General features: G+C 37.8%; 19 protein-coding genes. 10 read left to right on the top strand and 9 right to left on the bottom strand.

Features of this window, described 5'->3' with window-relative positions; translation table 11 throughout:
* Positions 1 to 149: 149 nt before the first annotated feature.
* Positions 150 to 644 (top strand): hypothetical protein, encoded by a 495-nt coding sequence (locus tag ACUTSE_RS09825; RefSeq protein ID WP_115092732.1) that lies wholly within the window; start codon positions 150 to 152, stop codon positions 642 to 644.
* Here the strand turns inward: ACUTSE_RS09825 and ACUTSE_RS09830 are convergent.
* The 8 genes from ACUTSE_RS09830 to ACUTSE_RS09865 all read right to left on the bottom strand — a co-directional run bounded on the left by ACUTSE_RS09830 (position 627) and on the right by ACUTSE_RS09865 (position 12,869).
* Positions 627 to 1,859, bottom strand: coding sequence for a DUF445 domain-containing protein (locus ACUTSE_RS09830; protein ID WP_445640092.1), 1,233 nt, complete (start codon positions 1,857 to 1,859; stop codon positions 627 to 629). The two genes, ACUTSE_RS09825 and ACUTSE_RS09830, sit on opposite strands and share 18 nt — an antisense overlap.
* Positions 1,860 to 2,174: 315 nt before the next feature.
* Positions 2,175 to 3,857 (bottom strand): pseudouridine synthase, encoded by a 1,683-nt coding sequence (locus ACUTSE_RS09835; protein WP_445640093.1) that lies wholly within the window; start codon positions 3,855 to 3,857, stop codon positions 2,175 to 2,177.
* Between the two features lie 204 nt (positions 3,858 to 4,061).
* The gene (locus ACUTSE_RS09840) at positions 4,062 to 5,756 is read right to left on the bottom strand and encodes a BACON domain-containing protein (RefSeq protein WP_445640094.1); all 1,695 of its coding nucleotides are present in this window, start codon (positions 5,754 to 5,756) and stop codon (positions 4,062 to 4,064) included.
* Positions 5,757 to 5,758: 2 nt separating this feature from the next.
* On the bottom strand, positions 5,759 to 6,679 hold the full coding sequence (locus tag ACUTSE_RS09845) for a phosphodiester glycosidase family protein (RefSeq protein WP_445640095.1): 921 nt from the start codon (positions 6,677 to 6,679) through the stop codon (positions 5,759 to 5,761).
* The gene (locus ACUTSE_RS09850) at positions 6,679 to 7,941 is read right to left on the bottom strand and encodes a RagB/SusD family nutrient uptake outer membrane protein (protein ID WP_445640096.1); all 1,263 of its coding nucleotides are present in this window, start codon (positions 7,939 to 7,941) and stop codon (positions 6,679 to 6,681) included. Before ACUTSE_RS09850 ends, ACUTSE_RS09845 begins: the two co-directional genes overlap by 1 nt.
* Before the next feature lie 12 nt (positions 7,942 to 7,953).
* Entirely contained in the window at positions 7,954 to 11,301 is a 3,348-nt protein-coding gene (locus ACUTSE_RS09855; RefSeq protein WP_445640097.1) for a SusC/RagA family TonB-linked outer membrane protein, read from the bottom strand.
* Positions 11,285 to 12,214: a FecR family protein gene (locus tag ACUTSE_RS09860; protein WP_445640098.1), complete on the bottom strand. Its 930-nt coding sequence runs from the start codon at positions 12,212 to 12,214 to the stop codon at positions 11,285 to 11,287. The genes ACUTSE_RS09855 and ACUTSE_RS09860 overlap by 17 nt, the downstream gene beginning before the upstream one ends.
* Before the next feature lie 79 nt (positions 12,215 to 12,293).
* Positions 12,294 to 12,869 carry a sigma-70 family RNA polymerase sigma factor gene (locus ACUTSE_RS09865; RefSeq protein WP_002990616.1) on the bottom strand — a complete coding sequence of 192 codons (576 nt, stop codon included), beginning with the start codon at positions 12,867 to 12,869 and terminating at the stop codon, positions 12,294 to 12,296.
* A 176-nt stretch (positions 12,870 to 13,045) separates the two neighbouring features.
* Here ACUTSE_RS09865 and ACUTSE_RS09870 point away from each other — a divergent pair, with 176 nt between their 5' ends.
* From ACUTSE_RS09870 to ACUTSE_RS09880, 3 genes are all read left to right on the top strand, one after another.
* On the top strand, positions 13,046 to 13,618 hold the full coding sequence (locus tag ACUTSE_RS09870) for a hypothetical protein (RefSeq protein ID WP_445640099.1): 573 nt from the start codon (positions 13,046 to 13,048) through the stop codon (positions 13,616 to 13,618).
* 168 nt (positions 13,619 to 13,786) lie between these two features.
* On the top strand, positions 13,787 to 15,124 hold the full coding sequence (gene ffh / locus ACUTSE_RS09875) for a signal recognition particle protein (protein ID WP_002990621.1): 1,338 nt from the start codon (positions 13,787 to 13,789) through the stop codon (positions 15,122 to 15,124).
* A gap of 84 nt (positions 15,125 to 15,208) precedes the next feature.
* Positions 15,209 to 16,096 carry a bifunctional 5,10-methylenetetrahydrofolate dehydrogenase/5,10-methenyltetrahydrofolate cyclohydrolase gene (locus ACUTSE_RS09880; protein ID WP_036462904.1) on the top strand — a complete coding sequence of 296 codons (888 nt, stop codon included), beginning with the start codon at positions 15,209 to 15,211 and terminating at the stop codon, positions 16,094 to 16,096.
* Positions 16,097 to 16,234: 138 nt separating this feature from the next.
* Here the strand turns inward: ACUTSE_RS09880 and ACUTSE_RS09885 are convergent, their stop codons facing one another.
* Complete coding sequence (locus tag ACUTSE_RS09885) at positions 16,235 to 16,903, bottom strand: YdcF family protein (RefSeq protein WP_445640100.1); 669 nt, start codon at positions 16,901 to 16,903, stop codon at positions 16,235 to 16,237.
* Between the two features lie 267 nt (positions 16,904 to 17,170).
* Here ACUTSE_RS09885 and ACUTSE_RS09890 point away from each other — a divergent pair, with 267 nt between their 5' ends.
* From ACUTSE_RS09890 to ACUTSE_RS09915, 6 genes are all read left to right on the top strand, one after another.
* Complete coding sequence (locus ACUTSE_RS09890; RefSeq protein ID WP_445640101.1) at positions 17,171 to 17,611, top strand: bleomycin resistance protein; 441 nt, start codon at positions 17,171 to 17,173, stop codon at positions 17,609 to 17,611.
* A 157-nt stretch (positions 17,612 to 17,768) separates the two neighbouring features.
* Complete coding sequence (locus ACUTSE_RS09895) at positions 17,769 to 18,494, top strand: MBL fold metallo-hydrolase (protein WP_445640102.1); 726 nt, start codon at positions 17,769 to 17,771, stop codon at positions 18,492 to 18,494.
* A gap of 155 nt (positions 18,495 to 18,649) precedes the next feature.
* A complete protein-coding gene (locus ACUTSE_RS09900; RefSeq protein WP_445640103.1) occupies positions 18,650 to 19,909 on the top strand; it encodes an FAD-dependent oxidoreductase in 1,260 nt (419 codons plus the stop codon).
* Between the two features lie 112 nt (positions 19,910 to 20,021).
* On the top strand, positions 20,022 to 21,299 hold the full coding sequence (locus ACUTSE_RS09905; RefSeq protein WP_445640104.1) for a hypothetical protein: 1,278 nt from the start codon (positions 20,022 to 20,024) through the stop codon (positions 21,297 to 21,299).
* A 23-nt stretch (positions 21,300 to 21,322) separates the two neighbouring features.
* Positions 21,323 to 21,913, top strand: coding sequence for a Crp/Fnr family transcriptional regulator (locus ACUTSE_RS09910; protein ID WP_445640105.1), 591 nt, complete (start codon positions 21,323 to 21,325; stop codon positions 21,911 to 21,913).
* A 62-nt stretch (positions 21,914 to 21,975) separates the two neighbouring features.
* The gene (locus ACUTSE_RS09915) at positions 21,976 to 22,620 is read left to right on the top strand and encodes a hypothetical protein (RefSeq protein WP_230848062.1); all 645 of its coding nucleotides are present in this window, start codon (positions 21,976 to 21,978) and stop codon (positions 22,618 to 22,620) included.
* The last annotated feature ends 1 nt before the right edge of the window (position 22,621 follow it).

Consider the following 22,621-nt stretch of genomic DNA (forward strand, 5'->3'; position numbering starts at 1 on the left):
TCCATAAAACAAATAAGGATCCGGAGGTATAATTCAATTTATCGGATGATGTCATCTTTTTCCTAAAAATAATCGCCCAACAGAAAACAACACCAAAATTTATGTCTTACCTTAGCCCTAGGGGAAAAATAGAATTAAAAAAAGGGAGTATGTCGGTAGAGCATGTTGGAATCCAGACGTTTATTACAAATTATAACGCAACAGATCGCGATTGGTTGGAACTAAAATGGAACGGAAAATTTGGCGCGAAGTTCAAAGATGAGAATTACATCTTTAGACAACAAATTGCAAGCATCGTTTGCGATCAGATTCACACGGTGAATCTTGACTTGATTCGCGATTTATTTATTGAATTGGGCAAAGTCGCTCAAGTGAGTTTTTCTGTTTTTCAAAACTATCATATTTTAGCCCAAGAACTCTTAGAACGAGGAGGAAAAGAATACCTCTTTGACTATGTATGTGCAGCACATATCTCTTTTGATACGTTTTTAAGTACAGCCAATATCCAACTTTCGTCAGAGCGAACAGATGAAATATTAACTTATTTTGATTTCTTAAAGCAAACAGAATCCGATCCTCAAGTACAGAAAATGTTGACGGATCACATTCGCAGTCGTTTTGTGAGCTTACAAAAATTGAGTTAAACAGTAAATCAGTAAACCTACTAATCCACCCACTAACGTTCCGTTAATTCGGATAAATTGCAAATCTTTACCCACTTCGAGTTCTAACTTATGACTGAGTTCACGGCCATCCCATTGATCTACCGTATTTCGAATTAAGGTGCTCACCTCCTGGGTATTGCGTAAAGCTAATCGGTATAAGGTTACTTGCGTCCAGTGATTGAGTCGCTGTTGTAAATCGAGATCTTGTGCAATGTTCTGCGCGATAGATTGAATCGTTTGTTTGATATAAGTGCGCACAGTCGAACCTTCTTCTTGGAGCTGAGTAAGCAGCGCCTTTTTTGACGTCTGCCAAAAATCGGTCAAGTAGTGATGGATGACCTCTTCCGTAACAAATTGATGTAAGATATCGTGTAATTTCTCTTTCCAAACAGGTGATGTTTCGAGATCCGTGGCGAGTTGGGCCAATTGCAAGGTGATTTCCTCTCGTACTTTATGCTGTTCATTGGTCTGAATATCCTCCAAGAACGCGTGTAATCCTTTAATTAATTGATTCGTAACCGTTTTTCCACCTACTAACCCCAAAAGCGGTTTTTTCTCTATAATCTGATTGTAAATTTCCGTGCGATGTTCTTCCACGTAAATCTGAATTTTGGGTAAAACCAAAGTAATCAAACGGTTGTGTTCATTTTGATCTAGAGCATAACGTACCCCTTGGGCGACAAACTGTTGCAGGTTGATTTGATTGATGCCCTGTTGTGCTTTTTTAGTCAAGAAATCGATGATTTGTTTTTCATTGAGATCCTCAATAATGGATTGCATCAAGAAAACCAGCTCTCGTTCTACCAGTTGTTGGCTTTTAGGTTGATTGAGCCAAGTTGATAAAAAGGGAGCCACTTGTAGCTTATCAATATACGGGCGAATGGTTGTTGGCGTTAGGAAATTCTCCGTAACGAAGTTGCCTAGATTATCACCAATGTCATTTTTCTTGTTTTCAATTAAATTGGTATGCGGAATTTTTAATCCCATGGGATGACGAAATAAAGCCGTCACCGCAAACCAATCCGCCAAAGCCCCTACCATAGCTGCTTCAGCAAATGCCTTGACATAGCCCATCCAATTCGCCAGACTGTATTTTAGCAGATACACCATGACTAGGTATACAATCGCCATGATTAGAAATAGTCCCGTTGCAATTCGTTTGTGTAACCGTAGTTGTGCTTTTTTATCTGGCATACCCTCGTTTTTAGTTAAAGATAAGGATTTTTTTGGGATGAGATGATTAGGTAAGGCGATGAGATGGTAAGGTGGTGAGAGGGTGAAAAAAAACTGTAGTGGCAAATGGCAATTTGCCAAGTAACTGGATAATTCCCGATGAGATGGTAAGGTGGTGAGAGGGTGAAAAAAAACTGTAGTGGCAAATGGCAATTTGCCAAGTAACTAGATGATTCCCGATGGGCAATCCTTTCTTTTTTTTAAGGGTAAAAAAGAAACAAAAACCTCTTACAACAAACCTCACAAAGAACGCTCCTCACAAATCTCATTTTCCTATCAAAATCCCTCTTTCACTTGGAAGCTAACTGTTTCTTGCGTTCTAGGATGTTTGAACGTAATGGATTCAGCGTGTAAAAATAAACGCGTATTCTTACTACCATATAAATCATCCCCTACAATAGGGGTATTCAATCCCATCGGATGGGAGGCATGCATGCGCAATTGATGGGTTCTACCCGTAATCGGATAAAAGTATACTTTGGTTTTTCCGTTTTTTCGTTCGATGACTTCCCATTTCGTTTTAGCGGGTTTACCATGTTCAAAGCATACCATTTGACGCGGGCGATCTTCTAAATCGACGCGTAGAGGTAGGTCGATATAACCTTCATTTCCTTCGACAATTCCATCTAATAAAGCCACATAGCGCTTGGTTACTGTTTTTTTGATAAACTGACTTTGCAAGGCTTTATGTGCTTCTTTGTTTTTGGCTATGATTAAAATACCAGAAGTCGCCATGTCCAAACGGTGAACAATAATCGGTCCTGTTGCTTTGGGATATCGTATTTTCATGCGTTCATAAACGGAATCTTGAATATAAATCCCCGGAACACTTAGAAACTCCTCTGGCTTATTGACAATAGCAAAGTCCTCATCTTCATAAACAATTTCAATAGGACGTTGTAGTTCTGGGTTGATAAGCAGTGGATTGTCATCCACGTTCAATCCCTGTAACATATGCCCTAAGATGGGTTCACATTTACCTCGACAAGCAGGGTAGTAATGTTGGTGTTTTCGAATTTCCGATTTAGGGGATTCTCCCCACCAGAATTCAGCCATAGCCAACGGTTTATATCCGTTGAGGTAAGCGTATTGCAATAATTTAGGAGCTGCACAATCCCCCGCTGCTGCAGGAGGCTGTTGAAGCGCTGTTTTTTCGAAAATATCGAGTAAATCTTGTTCTTCTTGGTTGTAATTGAGAAAGCGATACTGTTGAAAAAGCTGACGTTGTAAGGCATTCGACTTTTGCTTTCGCTCTTCTTTTAGGCTATTGATATGCGTGTCAAAATCGCGAATAAGCTGTTGAGTCGCTTCGATTTGTTCCTGCCAAGAGGTCGTTAAGACGCGTAATTCGTGTTTATCGCGTAAACTTTGTTTGATTAAATCATCATTAAACGCTTCAAACTCCAGAGGCGTAAGTTGACTTTCTTGTTGCTCTCGGAGTACTTTGCGCTCGTTTTTCAATTGCTTGAGCGACTGTTTTTTATCCGCTATTGCTTTTTTCTCCGAGGCAATTTGGTGTTGAAGTAATTCCTTGGCTTGTTGATAGATGCTGTCCTTTTGCAGTTTTTCAATTTGCGCATTGATGGCGTTTAAAATCGCTTCTTCTTTCGTGAAAAAGCTGTCTTTATTCCACAAGTCAAAGACAGGAGGAACAAAACCTTCCAAATGCGTATAGGAACCTAATTTTCCCGAAAAACCACGTAGATAGCCCAATTCACCCGCTTGATTCTCTACAATCAACACGCCAAACATTTTGCCCGCAGGTAAACATTCCGGATTTGCTGCATCAAACAAAGGGGCAAGTAAAACATGAGACTCCAATTCGCGTTGTAACTCCTCACTTGCTAATATACTCAATGGATGAGGCTCATAGTAAAAGGGAAAAGTAAACTTCTCGGGTTTAGAGATTCGTGAAATATCCGATTGAAATCGTCTAAAAGCTACATCAGGAGTCGACATGATTTTGAATTTGTTTGTCGTGCAAAATTACATATAAATTACAGAGGAGCAATTGGAATATTTGGAGGTGCGAAAACGGTGATACCAAGAAGAGCATTGAGTTGTATTTTTTTAACCAGGTGAAAACCTAGTAAAGCATAAAAGTAAAGCCACCCTATAATGAGGATGGCTTTACATGATATAAGTGATAGAAAAAATAATCGGTTATAAGCGATAAGCGCCCATGGTATTGCTACCTTCTCTTGATTTGTTATTTAAATCAGAAGTAAATACATCAATAGGGATAGTTATACCTAATCTATTGCGCAGTTCCATTAATTCGGTTCCATTCATTCCTTTCGTTGCAATCGGACTAGCTGCACTACTCGGCATGAGTTGTAAAGGATTGGCCGTTTGGAGATCTTGAGCGGTAAAAGATCCAGACATTACATTTTCCTCCCCAAAGAGTTGAGGTTGTATAGCTGATTGAGTAACAGTTAAAGTACCCGCAGGATTGATTCCATTGTTATTGGCTGTACTAGGATTGTCAAACAACAAACTGTTATAGAGATAAACCGTATTGTTTGCTTGATTGTTGATGGCACCATACAATTTTTTGGATTCATTTCTGTACAAAGTACTGTTAATCAAATGCAATACCGCACCATCATGCGTAGAAATTCCTCCTCCTTCTGTTGCGGTGTTGTTGTAAAAATAGGAATTGATGACCACCGATTTCGAATTTCCTCTGTGATAAAATCCTCCAGCATTGCTATTGGCTTGGTTATTTGTAACCGTTACATTGGTGAGGTTGATTTCCGAATTATTCAAGGTTTGGATTCCGCCAGATACACCACCTGCTTTGTTGAAAGAAACATCAGTAAAAGATAGCTGCATCATGGAATTGTTGACGAAAATTCCACCCCCATTGGAGTTGCTGTTTAGTCCCACATTTTCGTTGATAACACTATGCGTAATTGTTACTGTACTTTTTTGTGTAGCGAAAATTCCCGCTGCATGACGTCCAGATTGGTTTTTAATTACTTTACAATTGTTCATTGTTACCGCAGATTCCATGATGATGATACCTGCTCCATGATCGCGAGGAACGCTAAATCCTTTTACGGTTAAATTACTCGCTCCTGCATCTCCATTTCCTTCTGTAACAGTTAAATTTTCTAAAGTTACCGTTAAACCAGTTATTTTTTGAGCCAAAATTGTCAAAACATGTACACTTTGGTTCGCTCCAGAAAGAATCGTCTGTGCTTGAGGATTTGGCTTACTTCCCACAGTAGCATCTTTGGGATAACCACCAATAAGCTTGATGTTGGCCTGAATCAAGAACGTTTTGTCCTTATCAGCTGTATCGGGAATTAGCTCATGTGTGCCAGGATAATGTATTCCCTCTGCAATATGAATGATATCATTGTTGTTTAGAGCAAGTTGTAGCGCTTGATTTAAGGTTGTCGCTTGTTCCCAACTACTTCCATCACCTGTACCATTTTCTTTTACATAGTAATGAGTATAAGTATCATCAAGACTTGCTTTATCCTGTTTAATCGTAATTTTTTCTTTGCTGTCATCCGTAATTTTAAGGGTCAATGATCCTACGCGATCTGCTAAAGCTAAATTCTTGTCGTAGGTAATTGTTATGGTATGCTTTCCAGCATCACCTCGAAGGAGGTTGGAAGCGATCCAATTGTCATTAGACTCTATACGCCAAGGTAAGTTGGACTCAAAACTCACGGTTAGTTCTCCCTTTTCTTTGCTTACTTCAAAATCCTTTTGTGCCAGTGCTAAATTGGGATTCGTTGGGGTAAAACCATAGCGATTATCATCAGCACTACACCCGAAGAAGCAAAACAAAATCGCGAAGAGAAATCCTAACAGAAAGGTAGGTTTGATTATCTGTGTCTTCATGCTTATTTTGTTTTTGTAATGATGATTCCGTTTCCAACTGCTCGTTCAATTCCTCCATTGTCAGAAGGTAGATTGCGGATAAGGAATTTATTAACAGCAAAATTAGGATTGATGAAGAAGGTTGAACTTCCTCCACCATCAAGATTTAAAGCTTTTTCGGCTCCAATGCTACGCATAAAATCACCCAGGTCTTCGTAATTCATCCCATTAGACCAAGTGTAGTTTCGACCATCTACAACCATCAATAGCAATTGATTCTTATTCGTTATACCGACTGCAGTACGCGGGTGGATTTCCTTGTCAGCTTGTACAACGGTCTGTCCATTTTTAACCAACCAAACACCACCAGATACGGCTTGCTGAAGCTGATTGGCTTGCTGATCAAAGTTTGTTATTTCTTCTAAACTTACGTTGTTTTGTTTATCTACTGCTAAATATCCTTCATTTCTAGCGGTATAGGAAGCTCTTAAAATCATTCCATTAAAAACGAATATACCTCTTGGAACACCAGTAGTCATATCGTAAAAATCGCCATTAACACCTCCTACAACCTCATAGTTGGGATGTAGTAAAGCTGTTGCTTGTCCTGTCATGGGTTGCATCGCAAATTCAGGTTTATTGTGAGGCATAGAAGCTACGACAGAGATTTGAGGATTGTTTAAATCAAGGGTGTAAACATAGGTTTTCATGGAATATCCTTTTGTAGCCAAATAGGATAATTCATTGACTTGAACCCCATTTGTTAGGGTATAGGTTGAATCCTTAAATATTTGTGCGATTAAATTGCTGTTTTGAACCAATTGGGTTCCCATTTCTGTTTTAGGAACTGCCTTATAGGTAGTAAAGTTATCATCCGATTTTGTTTGACACGATACTTGAAAATGGATGAATAGACCGAATAATAATAGTTTTAGAGATTTCATTAGTAACCAGGATTAGGAGTTAATTTATCATTTAATTGTAGTTCACCACCAGGAATAGGTAGGAGATGTTGGTAGTTCAAAAGACCTAAGTATTTTGTAGCTGTATTGGTGCGTACATAATCGTAATACGCAAACCCTTCCGCTAAGAATTCTTTTCGTCTCTCTTCAAGTACAAGTGTTTGCATTTCTGCTGAAGAAGTGGGATGTACTTCAGGTAAACCTCTTGCAGTTCGAACGGCGTTAAGTCGTTCCGCACCTAAAGTAAGAGAAGAAGCTTCCGCACTGATCAAATACATCTCGGCTATTCTCGAGATAATTACCGGGTCTGTACCCGTTTGTCCACTTGGGTATTTGTTGATGCAATCTTGACCGCCAAAAACACCAAAAGAAATAGCTCTGCGTTTATCTGTAGTGGTGATGAGTTCTAAAATTTCTTTGGAAGGAGCATACACATAACTTCCTTTATTTGGATGACCATAGTTGTAAAAAAGCGTACTAATGGTATTTGATGACTCAGGAGTTAGGTTTTCAAAAGCAAAAATAATTTCAGTATTTGCTTCTTTGCGAAAAATCTTTTCAAAAGCATCCAAAGCGTATTTGCCATTGGTGATGAGACTTTCTGCTAAGGTAGATGCTTCTTGCATTTTGTTTTGTGAAAGCATCACCCTTGCTTGTAGTGCTGTTACAGCATCCTGTGAAACGTAATAGTAACTTTTGGAAGCAGCTAAAAATTCTTTGGCAGCCACTAAATCTTTCTCGATTTGTTCCCAAACTAAGGCTTTCGGACTACGCACTGGTTTTTCTAGGGTGTTTTGAGTGAGTAAAGGAACATCGCCCCATCTTGTTACAAGACTATAATTGATATAGGCTCTAAAGTAATGTGCGGTACCTCTAACTCGACGGGTGTTTTCATCTAATGGAAGAGCTTCGGCAATAGCAATGACATTATTTACTTGATAAAGTGCACTATAATAGCCTTTCCAACTGCTTACAATGATGCTGTTGAGTGGGTTTAAAGTATTATTGATGACATCTTTGCTTGTTGTGCTAGATCCTTGTACGTTGCCACCAATAATATCATACATAATCCACGATTCTCTTTTGGGATCGTTTTGTACATTGTTATACATCCCATTTTCTAATGCTTTGAGATCATTTGGCGTAACGGCTTCTGGAGAAATTCCCGTTCTTGGGTATAGGTCTAACTCTTTGCTACAAGAAAAAAGAGTGAGACTGAGGCAGAATAATAGTATTTTTTTCATTTTGTTGTTTGATTAAAAGTTGACATTTAAACCAATAGAGAAGTTGCGCGTAGGAGGAACGCCTAAGGCATCATTTCCATAAAAACGAGCATCTAAACTTGGACTTACACTAGGGTCCCATCCCGAATACTTTGTCAATAACAGTAGGTTCGTTCCTTGAACGTAAACGCGAAGCCCTTTGATTTTAAGGCGATCCAAGACTTTTTGATCAAAATTGTAACTCAGTGTTGCCGCTTGGATTTTGAAATAAGAACCATCTTCCAACCAACGATCTGAATTTCTATTGTTGTTAGTATCGCCCATTAATGCTCTCGGATAGCGATCAGTAGAACCAGGGCCAGTCCAACGGTTGTCGTAGTATTCTTCCAAAATAGGAAAACGATCTCCTAGTTTACCTAGTACGCCTGGTTTCCATCCTGCATATACATCATTGCCATAGGAAAAAGTAGTGAGGATATCGAATTGGAAATTCTTGTATCGGAAACTGTTGTTCCAACCACCAAAGAAATCGGGATTTGAACTACCTATCACTTCTCGATCATTGTCGTTGATGATGTTGTTGCCATCTTTATCTCGCCATTTTACATCACCAGCGCGAACACCGCGTTCATATTGTTCTTGTGGGACCTCACCGTCATATTGATAGATTCCTTCTTGTACAAATAAATAAAAGGCTCCAATATCTTTGCCTACTTGTAAAGCGCGATTTCCACCAATGGATAAAGGTTCTCCTTTGTTGTCAATCAATTGGGTGATTTTGTTTTTATTCGTAGCGATGTTGAAGTTAGATTGCCATTGAAAATCTCCGAATGTCAAATCTGTACCTAGAGCGATTTCAATTCCTTTGTTTTCCATAGAACCAATATTCGTTAAGATACTCGACATTCCAGAGGTGGCGTGAATAGGCATGGAGTAAAGTAAATTGTTGGTTTTCTTTTTATACATATCCAGGCTAAAGGTCAGCTGCCTATTGAAAAAAGCTACATCCATTCCAAAGTTCGTTTGGTTGGCCTTTTCCCAAGTCAAGGTATTATTCCCAAAACTAGAAACGGAAATACCACTTTCTAATCCATAATCATTGCCTCCAGAGAGTAACGATAAATACCCATAATTGTTGATCCCCTCTTGATTTCCGGTACTTCCGTAGCTCAATCTTAGTTTTGCATCAATCCCTACTTCTTGCATGAAATCCTCTTGATCAATATTCCAACCTAAGGATACCGAGGGAAACCATCCCCAACGCGTATCAGGAGCAAATTTGGAAGAACCATCTGTGCGAATGGAAGCATTCAGAATATACTTGCTCTGGTAGTCTAACGTAACCCTAGAAAAATAAGATTCCATCGCGTATTCTGTTACATATCCCGTTGCGCCAGTAATTTCAGAAGCTACATTGATTACGTCAAACGTAGGAGACGGGAAACCACGTCCGTCAATTCCCGTTGTATTATTCGTTACTTTTTGAAACGTATGACCAGCCATAGCCGTTAATCCAAAATCATTGAAATTTTGGTTATACGTTAAAATATTTTCTGTTTCTAGATTTAAAATCGTTCGTTTGGAGTCAACCAAACGACCTACTCCTGTACCATAGGGATGTTTTTCATTGTAGTACAAATAATCATAGGTATAATTAAAGTCTGTATTGATGCTATTGCGGAATGTCAGATTAGGTAGAATTTTGATATCTGCATAGACATTTCCAATGTAGCGAAACAAGTCTAAATATGTCTTTTGTTCGTTGAGGATTTGAATAGGATTGTGTCGAAGTAACTCCTCTGTACCTCCGATGTAGTAGTCTCCATTAGGTTTGTAAGGGCGGTCAAAAGGACGTTGTTCAATAGCTCGGGCTATAATTGTAGTTCCTAAATTAGGCCCAGGAACTTGATTATTGCGTACATAGGATAGGTTGTTATTTGTACCAATAGTCAACCAAGGAGTAACTTCAGTTTGAAGCTTTGTATTTAAGTTATAGCGTTTCATGCTGTTAGTCTTGATTACTCCATCTTGTTGTAAGTAAGAAGCGCCAAGATAGTAGGTGGTCTTTTCAGAGCCTCCAGAAAAAGATAAATCTACATCCGTAAATGTTCCGCGTTGTGTAATAACGTCTAGCCAATTAGTATCTGGTAGATTGCCGAAGGGATTGCTAATTGGACTCTTGTAGTCTTTATCGCCAACTTGTAAGTTGTATTGCTTGTTGTAGTTGGATACTCCTTCGTTGTATTGCGCAATATATTTTTCTGAATTCGTGATTTTTAACTTGTTTTTATTGGCAAATTCAGAGATTCCAGTATTGATGTTAAAACGAACAGCACTGCTGTTTTTCTTTCCTGATTTTGTTGTAATTATAATCACTCCATTATTTGCACGAGAACCATAGATGGCAGCAGCGGCAGCATCTTTGAGTACCTCAATGGACTCGATGTCTTTCATATTGATGGTATTCAGTGAACTCATCCCTTCTCCCATATTAAACAATTCGGCAGAAGGATTATACAGCGGAATCCCGTCAACCACATACAAGGGTTCATTACTTGCGCTAATCGAAGAAATTCCACGGATCGAAACGCGCTCGCCTGTTCCTAAGTTTCCAGAACTAGTATTGACATTTACACCGGCCATTTTACCTTGTAGCAATTCAACGGGAGAAGCTACGGTACGCATATTTTCTTGGGTAACACTCATCTTATCAATTGCAGTGGTGACCAATCTTTTCTGTTGGGTACCGTATCCCACAATAATAATCTCATCTAAATCATTGGTGCTTTCTCCTAATTGGATGGTTAGGTTGTTTTTTGCTGCTACGACTTGTGATGTAAAACCCACAAAAGAGACTTGTAAATAATCTTGTCCAGGAACTGCTTTGATGCTGAAGTTTCCATCGACATCACTCAACGTGCTCGCGGTTCCGCCTTGCACCTGAATAATTGCACCTGGTAAAGCTTCTCCAGTTGTATCAATGACTTTTCCTCTAATGGTTTGTGCCACTTGCTCTGTCACTTGTGGGCGTTGAGCTTCGCGTTTAAAGGAAATTAAATTGTTGTTGATGCGATAAGCTGTTGTTGTTTCTTTGGCAATGACATCCAATAAACGGTTGAGTTCTGTTGAGGTATTTGCAAATGAAATAATCGTATTTGTGTCGATCATTTCAGAAGAGAAAACAACCTTATATGAGGTTTGCTCTTCAATAGCTTTAAAAACATATCCGACATTGGTTTTCTTTGCAGCCAATACGATATTCATCGTTTTTGCGCTGTCCATGCGATCTTGACTAAAAGCATAGTTGTATTGAGCACTTAAGAAAATACAACAAGCGATATACAAGCGTATTCGCCTGCTCAATTTAGCGTTGTGAATCATGTGTGTTTGTTTCGTTTATAGTTATTAAATTGTTTTGATTGCTATAGCTTAAGTTGTTGATAAAGCAAAAACTATCCAGGATATCCTGTAAATTACTGTTGCGGTAATCTCCAGTTATCTTGATGTGTTGAATGGCTTTGCTCTCAGATAAAATGATGATGTCAAATTCGCGTTCAATACTCGATTTCCAGTGCGCAAAAGAGGCATTGACCATATTTAGCGATTGGTTCCAAGAAGAGATGCGATCGTTTTGCGCATTGTACTTTTGAAGGTGTTGATTTTCAAAATGAGCAGATTCTTGAGGGAGAAGAATGACGTAATCTGTAGGAGTTTTCGTTTGCACTTTTACTTTTCCCGTGCGAACCTCAATAGCGGTAGACGTTTTGTTTTCTGCTATAAGAAAGGACGTACCTAAAACAGAAGTTTCTAAATCTTTCGTTTGTACCGTAAAAGCGAGTTGTTTGTTTTTACTAATCGCAAAAAAAGCTTTTCCTTTCAGTTGAACTTGACGATCCGTTTGATTATACGAGCTAGAAACGGTCAATTCACTATGGGGAAATAGGGTGATTTTAGATTGATCGGCCAAGGTAATCAATTGAGTATCCTCAGCTGACATATAGGTTTGAGGGAAGTCCGTTTGCAAATAGTATCCTAGGGTACCCAGCAGTAGGATTAAAAAAACACCGATAACTCCTAGGTTTCGCCTCTTTTTTAAACGCCTCTTCTTGGCAGAAGATTGAGCGAGAATGGAGCGATATAAGGTGTTTTTGAGTGGAAGATTTTGCTGTACTTCTTCCAAAGAAATACCATCCTCCTGCATTTTGTGTACAAATGATTCAATGGCTTCATTTTCTTTAGACGAAGCTGAATCTTGTAAGTATTGTTGTAAAATTGTTTTGAACTTTTTCTCCATTGTTTTGGTCTTATATAGGAAAGAGCACAAAACAGGAGCATGCCCCTACGTAACCAAACAATTCTAACGTTTTCTTAAATTACATTACAATTTGGTAATAATCCGAAGTAGGGAAGAGGTAGAACAATAAAAAATAAAAATCTAACGAATATGGTAGAGTTGATTTTAGTGTTTTTAATGCTTTGGAAATTTGATTCTCCACTGTACTTTCTGAGATTGCTAGTTTAGAGGCTATTTCTTTATAGCTTTGATGGCTGTAAAAGCGAAGATTAAAAATTTCCAAACATCGTTTAGGTAGTACTTCTTGGGCTTTGTTGTAAATTAATTGCAGCAATTGCTCCTTAAATAAGCTTTCCTCTTCGTTGGTGAGTAATTCGTGTTCGGTTAAAACATGATACACAGATTCTAATTGTATGGTATTGAATGGAACTTTCTTGAGGTAATAGAGACTTTTGTTTTTTACGGCTGTAATTAGATACGCTTTAGCATTGTCAATGGCTAAGCTGTCATAGTTGTCCCAAATTGAAATAAAAACATCCTGTACAACATCCGAAGCTAAGGTTTGATCTCTTAAAATATTATACGAATATTGATAAAGCACATCCCAATGTAAATTGTAATAGGTGGTAATCCATTTGTCTTTTGCTGTATTCATACGAACAAGTTATTTTAGGCTAAAGTAAAGCTTGTAGTCTATTCTAATATTAAGCGAATATTAAAGCACCGTTATATAAACTGAGGCACATCAAAGAAGAAAAAGAAGAAAAAAGTAGGACGAATGGAAAGACAGTTGTAAAAAACAAGTTACCTTGCTTGTTTAAATGAAAAGGCATGAAAAACCCATCTACCTATGCGGCTCCTACTTATTTGGCCTCTGTTGTTACCTATGATACTCCACCGTATTTTCAAGAAATGATCGACATCGAATGGCGTGGACAAATCCAATCTGCTACAGGAGGACGAACGTTTAAACTCTATTATTGTGGTACTTATGCCAATGATATTGAGCTGTTGGTGCATCAAGATGATTTTCCAGTTCTAGTTTATGCGGAAGATTGTGTGACAAAAGAGCGTATTTTGCTTTTTGACTATGCGAAACATGGGTATGATGCGCTATTTTGCGATGAATATGAAGAAGAAGTATTGGAGCAACGCAAGGATGAACTACAATTGTTGCAGTTAAATGGAGAAACGGAGTTTGAAATTCTCGTTTATGCCTATCACAATATTGATTACGAGGAAGAAATGGAGGAGTTCTTGAATGAAGAGGGAGAAATTGAATTGATTTCAGGCGATATTATTTCACCAGAAGAATTAAAAAGCAATGGATTTGATTTTTTTGGAATTGATGTGATTAATTCCGTAGGACAAAGACAAACGATTGTGGAGTTCGAATTGGCTTAAGCTCATTTTAAACCTAGGAAAACAAAGGGAATTGCAAAACAAATAACGGGAGAGAAAAAAAGATTTGGGATATTATTTTCAAAAAAGGCTATTTTCCTGCTTTTGCTTTTTGTGACTTAACGAGTTATATAGTATCTTTGGCGCTTCAAAGTATTAAATAATACCGATATGTTTGATAATTTAAGCGATAAATTAGATAAAGCCTTTCATATTCTTAAGGGACATGGTAAAATTACTGAGGTAAACGTTGCAGATACCTTAAAAGAGGTGCGTAGAGCCCTTTTAGATGCCGACGTTAACTTTAAGATTGCCAAAGATTTTACGAATAAAGTAAAAGATAAAGCCTTAGGACAAGATGTATTGACTACGCTTCAACCAGGCCAATTGATGATTAAGATTGTCAAAGACGAACTTACTCAATTAATGGGAGGTGAAGCAGCTGGAATTAATCTATCGGGTAACCCATCTGTTATTTTGATGTCTGGTTTACAAGGGTCTGGTAAAACAACCTTTTCTGGTAAATTAGCCAACTTCTTACAAACAAAAAAGAATAAAAAACCTTTATTAGTAGCGTGTGACGTATACCGTCCTGCGGCTATTAATCAGTTGCATGTAGTTGGAGAACAATTAGGTGTTGAGGTATATTCGGAAGAAGGAAATAACAACCCTGTTCAAATTGCTGAAAACGCAATTAAACACGCAAAAGCAAATGGATTCAACGTAGTTATTGTCGATACTGCAGGTCGTTTGGCTGTAGATGAAGAGATGATGACAGAGATTGCTAATATTCACAAAGCAATCGCACCACATGAAACATTGTTTGTAGTGGATTCCATGACAGGACAAGATGCCGTAAATACAGCAAAAGCATTTAACGATCGTTTAAATTTTGATGGGGTAATCCTAACAAAGTTAGACGGGGATACACGAGGTGGAGCTGCCATTTCAATTAAGTCAGTAGTAAACAAACCAATTAAATTTATTGGTACAGGTGAGAAAATGGACGCAATCGACGTTTTCTACCCAGAGCGTATGGCTGACCGTATTTTGGGAATGGGAGACGTTATTTCCTTAGTTGAACGTGCACAAGCACAATACGACGAAGAGGAAGCGCGTAAAATCCAAAAGAAAATTGCGAAAAACGAATTCGGATTTGACGATTTCTTGACGCAAATTCAACAAGTGAAAAAAATGGGTAGCATGAAAGACTTAGTCGGGATGTTACCAGGCGTTGGAAAAGCATTGAAAGATGTAGAAATTGAAGACGACGCATTTAAACACATCGAAGCGATTATCCACTCGATGACACCTAAAGAAAGAGCGACTCCTTCGGTTCTTGATGCAAAGCGAAAACAACGTATCGCTAAAGGATCAGGGACGGATATTCAACAAGTAAATCAATTGTTGAAACAGTTCGATCAAATGAGCAAAATGATGAAGATGATGCAAGGAGCAAAAGGAAAGAATTTGATGCGAATGATGGGACAAATGAAAGGAATGCAATAAGAATACAAAGAAGGTTTAAGGTTCAAAATGAAGTTTAAACCTTCTTTATTTTACATACAACAACACACTAATTATTACGATTTAATGCAACTACTAGACGGAAAAAAGGTATCGGAAGATATCAAAAATGAAATTGCTGCTGAGGTTCAACAAATGAAAGCTCGCGGTGAAAAAGTTCCCCATTTGGCAGCAGTGCTTGTGGGAAGCAATGGCGCAAGTTTAACTTACGTTGGAAGTAAGGTAAAATCATGTGAACAAATTGGATTTGAATCTACTTTAGTCGCTTTACCTGAAGAAACAACTGAAGTAGAATTATTGGCAAAAATTAAAGAATTGAACGAAAATCCAGCAATTGATGGATATATTGTACAATTGCCTTTACCGAAACACATAGACGAACAAAAAATCTTGATGGCTGTGGATGCAGACAAAGATGTGGATGGATTCCATCCAACAAACTTTGGAAAAATGGCCTTAGAAATGGAAACGTTCTTACCTGCTACGCCTTACGGAATTATGGAATTACTAGAGCGTTACAAAGTAGAAACAGCAGGTAAAAATGTAGTGGTGATTGGTCGTTCTCACATTGTAGGTCGTCCAATGAGTATTTTGTTGAGTAGAAAAGGATACCCTGGAGACGCAACAGTAACCTTGACACATAGCCGTACAAAAGATATCGCTGCTATTACAAGAGAAGCAGATATCATCATCTCTGCTTTAGGAGTACCGTACTTCTTAAAAGCGGATATGGTAAAAGATGGAGTAACTGTAGTGGACGTGGGAATTACACGTGTTCCAGATGCAAATGCCCCAAGAGGATATGTAATCGCTGGAGACGTTGACTTTGATGAAGTAAGCAAAAAAGCAGCATTCATTACCCCAGTACCGGGTGGAGTAGGTCCGATGACCATCGCAATGTTACTAAAAAATACACTTTTAGCGCGTTCTAGAAGAGCAAAAAAAGGAGAATAATATATTCGATAATAAGAATTAGAAAGGGCTATCCAATAGGATGGCCTTTTTTTATGCAGTATAAAATTGAATACTGCTCTAATACTAATCCAATAGAATCCGCAAGAACTTCATCCATATCGACTGCTAATATTGGTTTCATGGTTCTAGTAATGTTTTAATTTGTTCTAGTAATCCCTCAACCTCCTCAATAGGAAAATCTCCTCTCTTTCCATACGTTATAAATCGAAGATATTCGCCCCAAACGAGCGCTCTTCCTTTTTCTGTTTCAAACCAGTCAAATTGAGTGATCTCCTGATTACGAAGATTCGCAGGAATTGGAATTGGAAAGTTGGAAAAGCTATTGGTTGTGCATACCTTTTTTAAGGTTAAATATGATCGCTTAGAAGCATAACTATGTGAAAAGAAGGCGATATTTTGTATGCTTGATAAGTCAATGAGTTCATTGGCATAAATTACATTTTCAAGTGTGTTGCGCGATTTTTTTTCAACAATAAAATTTACTTGCGGAAATTCACTTTTGGCTATGTGACGAAGTAGGAGCTCTGATTCCGAAACAGGTTCATAATAGGATTCCTTATAATTTGCTATTCCTCCAGTTAAGAGCACAGTATTGAAAGAATAAGTTCTTAAGAAGTTGTTTATCTTTTCTCCTATCGCTTGATGTAAAATGTTAGATCCAAAAACAAATAATAAATCGGCGGATTTCATTGAATTATTGAAAAAACAAAGGTTGGTTAATAGGCGAATTAATTCCGTAGTTAGCTTCGGTGGAGTCGGTTGTTTTAAAATTTCTCTTGCATTCATTTTTATTTAGGTTTTACTGAATTTAATTCATTTCTATTGTTTAAAATGATGATTAATTATGTTTAGTATAATTTTAACTCATAAAATTAACATTTTGAATATTATTATCTGTTTTATTAAAAAGAGACATAATTTGGTTTTGTATAAAGACATTTAATTTGAAATCAAAGTAGGAGAATAAACGTTAGAAGTGATAAGATAATCTGTCCTTTCGGTGTAGAATATTAGCTATTCGAGTTGTATCTTTATTTTTTTAATTGAAAGAAGATGAGAAGTGAGCAAATCAAATGGGCGACTTTAGTCCCAGAACTAGTGGTTTCAGATCTAGAAGAAAGCTTAAAATTTTGGTGTGATTACCTCGGATTTTCTATTTTATACGAACGCAAAGAAGATTTTTTTGCTTATTTGGAATTAGACGGCGCTCAACTAATGTTAGAACAAGAAGATCCAACAGATCAAAGTTGGCAAACTGGAGCGATGGAAAAACCATTCGGTAGAGGGATTAATTTCCAAATAGAAGTAGAGGCAATAGCTCCTATTTTAGCTCGATTAGAACAAGCAAATTACTCCGTATTTATTCCAGTAGAAGAACGTTGGTATAGAGCCGATACCATTGAATTTGGACAGAAACAATTTCTCGTACAAGATCCCGATGGATATTTAGTGCGTTTGATTGAAGATTTAGGAGAACGAAAGTGGTGTGAATAGTATTTATATGTCTGATAAACAAGGTTGTAAGTTGAGTTAAAGTATCGTATTTACTCCGTCCAATTTTAAGGAAACTGCTGAAGTCTTTTAAAATTCGTATTTTTGTATTGAGATGAGGAAAACCTTATCAATTTAACAATTACATAAGAATGCAAGAATGAAAATACTAAATTTTACAATCGAACAAGAAGTTGCTGGACAAATTAGTACGATCTATCCAACCGTCATCAAGACCGAAAATCAGGTCGTGTTGGTCGATTGTGGTTATGAGGAAACATTTGATCAATTTAAAGTAGAATTGGCAAAATTAGGTACTCCATTAACTGCAATTACCAAATTAGTAATTAGCCATGATGATATTGATCATTTAGGAGCATTGACGTTGTTTGTAGCTGAGAATCCCAATATTCAAGTGTATTGTAGTACGCCCGAAAAAAGTTCGGTATCAGGAGAAACAAAATCTGAACGCTTGGTTCAAGTAGAGGCTTCTTTACAACAGTTACCCGCAGAACATCGTTCTTGGGCAGAAAATTTTATGGTCCGTCTTACGAATATCAAACGTGGACCAGTAGACCATACGCTAGAAGATGGAGATTATATAGCGGATGATGTTCAAGTGATTTATACCCCAGGGCATACCAAAGGCCATATCTCCTTGTTTGATCACCAAACAAAGACATTAATAGCCAATGATGCTTTGGTCATTGAAGAAGGTAGATTCAATATTGCCAATCCACAGTTTACATTGGATATGAGAGAGGCCGTTGCCTCTTTAAAAAAAATAAAACAATTGCAACCAGCAAAAATCATCTGCTATCACGGAGGTAGTATGGAAGAGGGAATCCAAGAGCAATTGGAAGCAGTGATTCAATACTACCAATAAAGAGGGAGCTACATGGTATCTTTTGTGATATGTTTCTGACTGATAAACTGATAGGAGATAAAAAACAAACACATCAAAAGATTATTTGTAACATTTGTTACACCTTATTCCGATAGTAATGTCTATTTTGGAGAGTCAAACCAAAAACGAACAACATGAAAACGCATTATCAAATCCTCATTATAGGAGCTGGAACAGCTGGTATTATGACTGCTGCTCAGTTGAAAAAGAAAGATTCAAGTTTAGACATTGCACTTGTTGATCCTGCAACTGATCATTATTATCAACCAGCTTGGACATTGGTTGGAGCAGGTGCTTATGACAAGAAAAAAACAATCAAACCAATGACTTCTTTGATTCCTCCAGGAGTAACGTGGATCAAAGAAGCTGTTACGGGATTCGATGCAGAACACCATACCATAACAACAACGCAAACGGGAACATTAACTTATGAATATCTGGTTGTATGCCCTGGTTTGGTGAATGATTATTCATTAATCGAAGGCCTAGCCGAAGCAGTAGAACAAGGAGTGGTGTGTAGTAATTATATTGATCCAGAGTATACATGGAAACAGCTCCAAGCCTTTCAAGGTGGAACCGCTATTTTTACACAACCGAGTACGCCGATTAAATGTGGAGGTGCTCCTCAGAAAATCATGTATTTAGCATGTGATTACTTCAAAAAGAAAGGGATTCATACCAAGACAAAAGTGTATTTTCCCATGCCAGGAAGTGTAATTTTTGGCGTAAAGAAAATAGCTGATACTTTATTGAAAGTGGTTGATCGTTATCAGATTAATTTTATGCCATTGCATAATCCAATTCGAATTGATGCGGCTGCAAAAATCGCTTATTTCAAACCAACAAATGCGCAAGATAATCATTGCTTTGTTACCTCTGATGACCAACAAACCCAAGTATTAGCAGATGGGGTAGTAGCCATGCCTTTTGATTTCTTGCATTTGGCACCGCCTCAAACAGCTCCTAAATTTGTGCAAACCTCCAATTTAGTCAATGCGGCAGGTTGGCTGGATGTAAATCATCATAGTTTACAACATAATAAGTATAAGCATATTTTTGGATTAGGCGATGTGGCTGGATTGCCAACGGCGAAAACAGGAGCTGCCATTCGGAAGCAAGTTCCTGTTGTTGTAGACAATCTTATGCGTTTACTACAAAATCAAGAAGCAAGTAATAACGACTACAACGGATATTCTTCTTGCCCACTGGTAACAGGCTATGGAAAAATGGTATTGGCTGAATTTAATTATAAAAATGAATTTATTCCCGATCCTAAATTGAAGCAAATGTTGGTGTTTTCTAGTCACAAAGAACATTGGCGCTTGTGGATGCTAAAAAAACATCTCTTGCCTTATTTGTATTGGTCAAAAATGATGAAAGGCGAGCAAGTATAACATATACGAGAGTTTCTATTTTAGGAACTCTCGTTTTTTATGGAATATCCACAATTGTAGGGATAAAAAGAAATGAGAATTCGAAGTATCTTTAAGCCATAAAAAAAGTAAGATGAAATCAGAAGAAAATAATACAACAGCCCTTCAACAAGAATGGTTTACAAAAGGAGAACGCTATGCCAAAGCGATCAATGAAATGGTTGCTTTTGGTAAAGAGCACGGTTGGGAAAATTGGAAAGGAGAAGAACCAGAAGATAAGCGAGATCATTTAAGTCCAGCGGTATTTGAATTGCTGAAACAAGCGAATGCGGAAGGAAGTGTAGATGCTTTTAGAGCTTCGTTTCCACCAGCTTATCCTCCTTTAATTCCTTTCTTGGAAGAGAAGTCTCAATATATTGGCGATATTGTTGTTATCGATACCGATACAGTTGCATTCCTAGCAGGAACTTCGTATGAGCCTCGTACAGCCTATTTGGTAACAGGAACTACTGTTAACTTGTTAGATGATACCATCAAAGGATTGGGGAAATCAATGCGCAACAACGTATTTGCGATTGCTTATGCAGATAAAATTATCACGCATCAAGGGTGGAATGGTCCTGTGATTGCCACAGTTGAATTGGGAGAGCTTGCTACTGTAGGAATCTCAAAATTGATTCCTTTCAATGATGGAAAACGCATTTTATTTGTTTCATCAGAAGGAGTTTACCTTTTAGAGGAGCAGAAGAAACAATTGATTCACCCTGTGTTGACAGAAGAAGAAAAACAAGAGGCTGTAGCAGAAGGATATGATTTCTATATTGATATGGAAAATGCAGCGTTATCACAGGATAATACCTATATTGTTGTAGGAGATCAAGATAGAGATCACCGTATTTTACATGGGGATGGAAAAGAAGTAGGAAGCGTAGGACCACAGTCGTCTTATCCGCATTTTTGTTTATTTTCGAAAGATGATCAACAGTTAATTACTAATTCTTGTCACTTCTACAATGGAGTAACGATTGGAGTAGATGCAACGAAATTAGAAGGCATGGAAGTAGAAGCGTATGAAGAAAGTGATGACTTTATTTATATGGATGAAGGAATGCGCGTATACCAAGGGGTTGCTATGCAGGACTACTACGTTTTAGGAGATGCTTATGGTTACATTCGCTTGATTAATAAAGCAGGAGAAGATGTAGGACAGTTTTTTGTCGGTGGAACTATTAGTGGAATTGCAGTATCTGATGATGAAAAAGTACTTTGGGTAGGAACGTATTCAGGGGCTTTACACAAATTAGAAGTAGGAAAAGATATACGAGATACCCATACAATTGGAACGAGCCAGTTGTATGAACAGTTCCGTCTATTGATTTGGAAAGAAGAACCACAAGTGTGGAGATGGTAATATAAAAAAGAAAAAGAAAGAATATGGATGTAAATCCCATTGAGGTGTTGGTACAGCATTTACAGCAAACAACTGCTTTAAATGAGAAGGAAATACAGCGAATAAGTGAAGTTGCCGAAATTGTTTTACTCAAGCGAAAGGAACTCTTATTGCAACCAGGGCAATTGTCACAGCATATGCGATTTATTGCTCAAGGAAGTGCGCGTTGTTATTACCTGGATGAAAATACACAAGAACATACCTTGCAAATCGGGATTGAAGAATGGTGGATCAATGATTTATACAGCTTTTTGACTCAAAAAGAATCCAAGCTGTTTATACAGTCTATTGAACCTGCTACTATTGTCCAAATTAGCAGAGAAAATCTCGAGCAACTCTATGCTGAGATTCCCGCTATTTCTACATTCTTTCGATTAAAGATACAAAGTGCCTATGTCGCTTTACAAGAGCGAACGATTGAGCACATGAGTGCTGATGTCTTTACGCGTTATCAGCGATTCATCAAAGAATACCGCAACATCGAACAACGGGTACCGCAATATATGATTGCCTCCTATTTAGGCGTGACACCCGAATTTTTGAGTTACCTCAAGAAAAAACAGCACGAAAAATAACAGCATATCCTTTCTTAAGATAGCTTAAGAACCACCTTAGAGCGAGCTAATACATTTGTCCTATGAAAATAAATAAGCATAGACAGATGAAATTAGCTCGTTTTTTTATGGTCCTATTTGGGCTTCTAACACTTCCTGTTTTGGGGCAATCAACAACCTATACACCAGATATGATGGTAGGACATCGAGCGTATGGCTATACGCATACAATCAGCCATAAACTGTCAGATAAACTCACCCTTCAAAACCTTGTTTTATTCGATGCAGAATATGAAGAAGACACCCATAATATTTTTTTTATCCGCAATACGATTGCCTACAAACTACCCAAGAACTTCATTTTAAATGCTGGATTTGGGGTAAAGAATCCTGGGAAATTTGCGAGTGTTTACCTCCAATATCAGGTAAAGAGAAAAGACTTTCAATTGATCTATGGAGTAGGAACAACCTATCAAAAAGGATTCACCTTAGAACAATCGCTTTTAGTGGAATATACCCCACAAATAACACAAGAATGGCAGGGATTATTTCGAATTTCTGCTGTTGGAAATGTCGATCGACATGAATATACCCGAGGCTTTCAACACATCCGAATAGGAATGAAGAAAGACAAGATTACAATGGGAGTAGCAGCCAATTTAGAACAGTTTGCTATGAGTTGGGATCACTTCGAGAATTATGGCGTTTTTGTAAAAGTAACTTTATAAC

The sequence above is a fragment of the Myroides sp. TSA_177.3 genome (assembly GCF_052691955.1).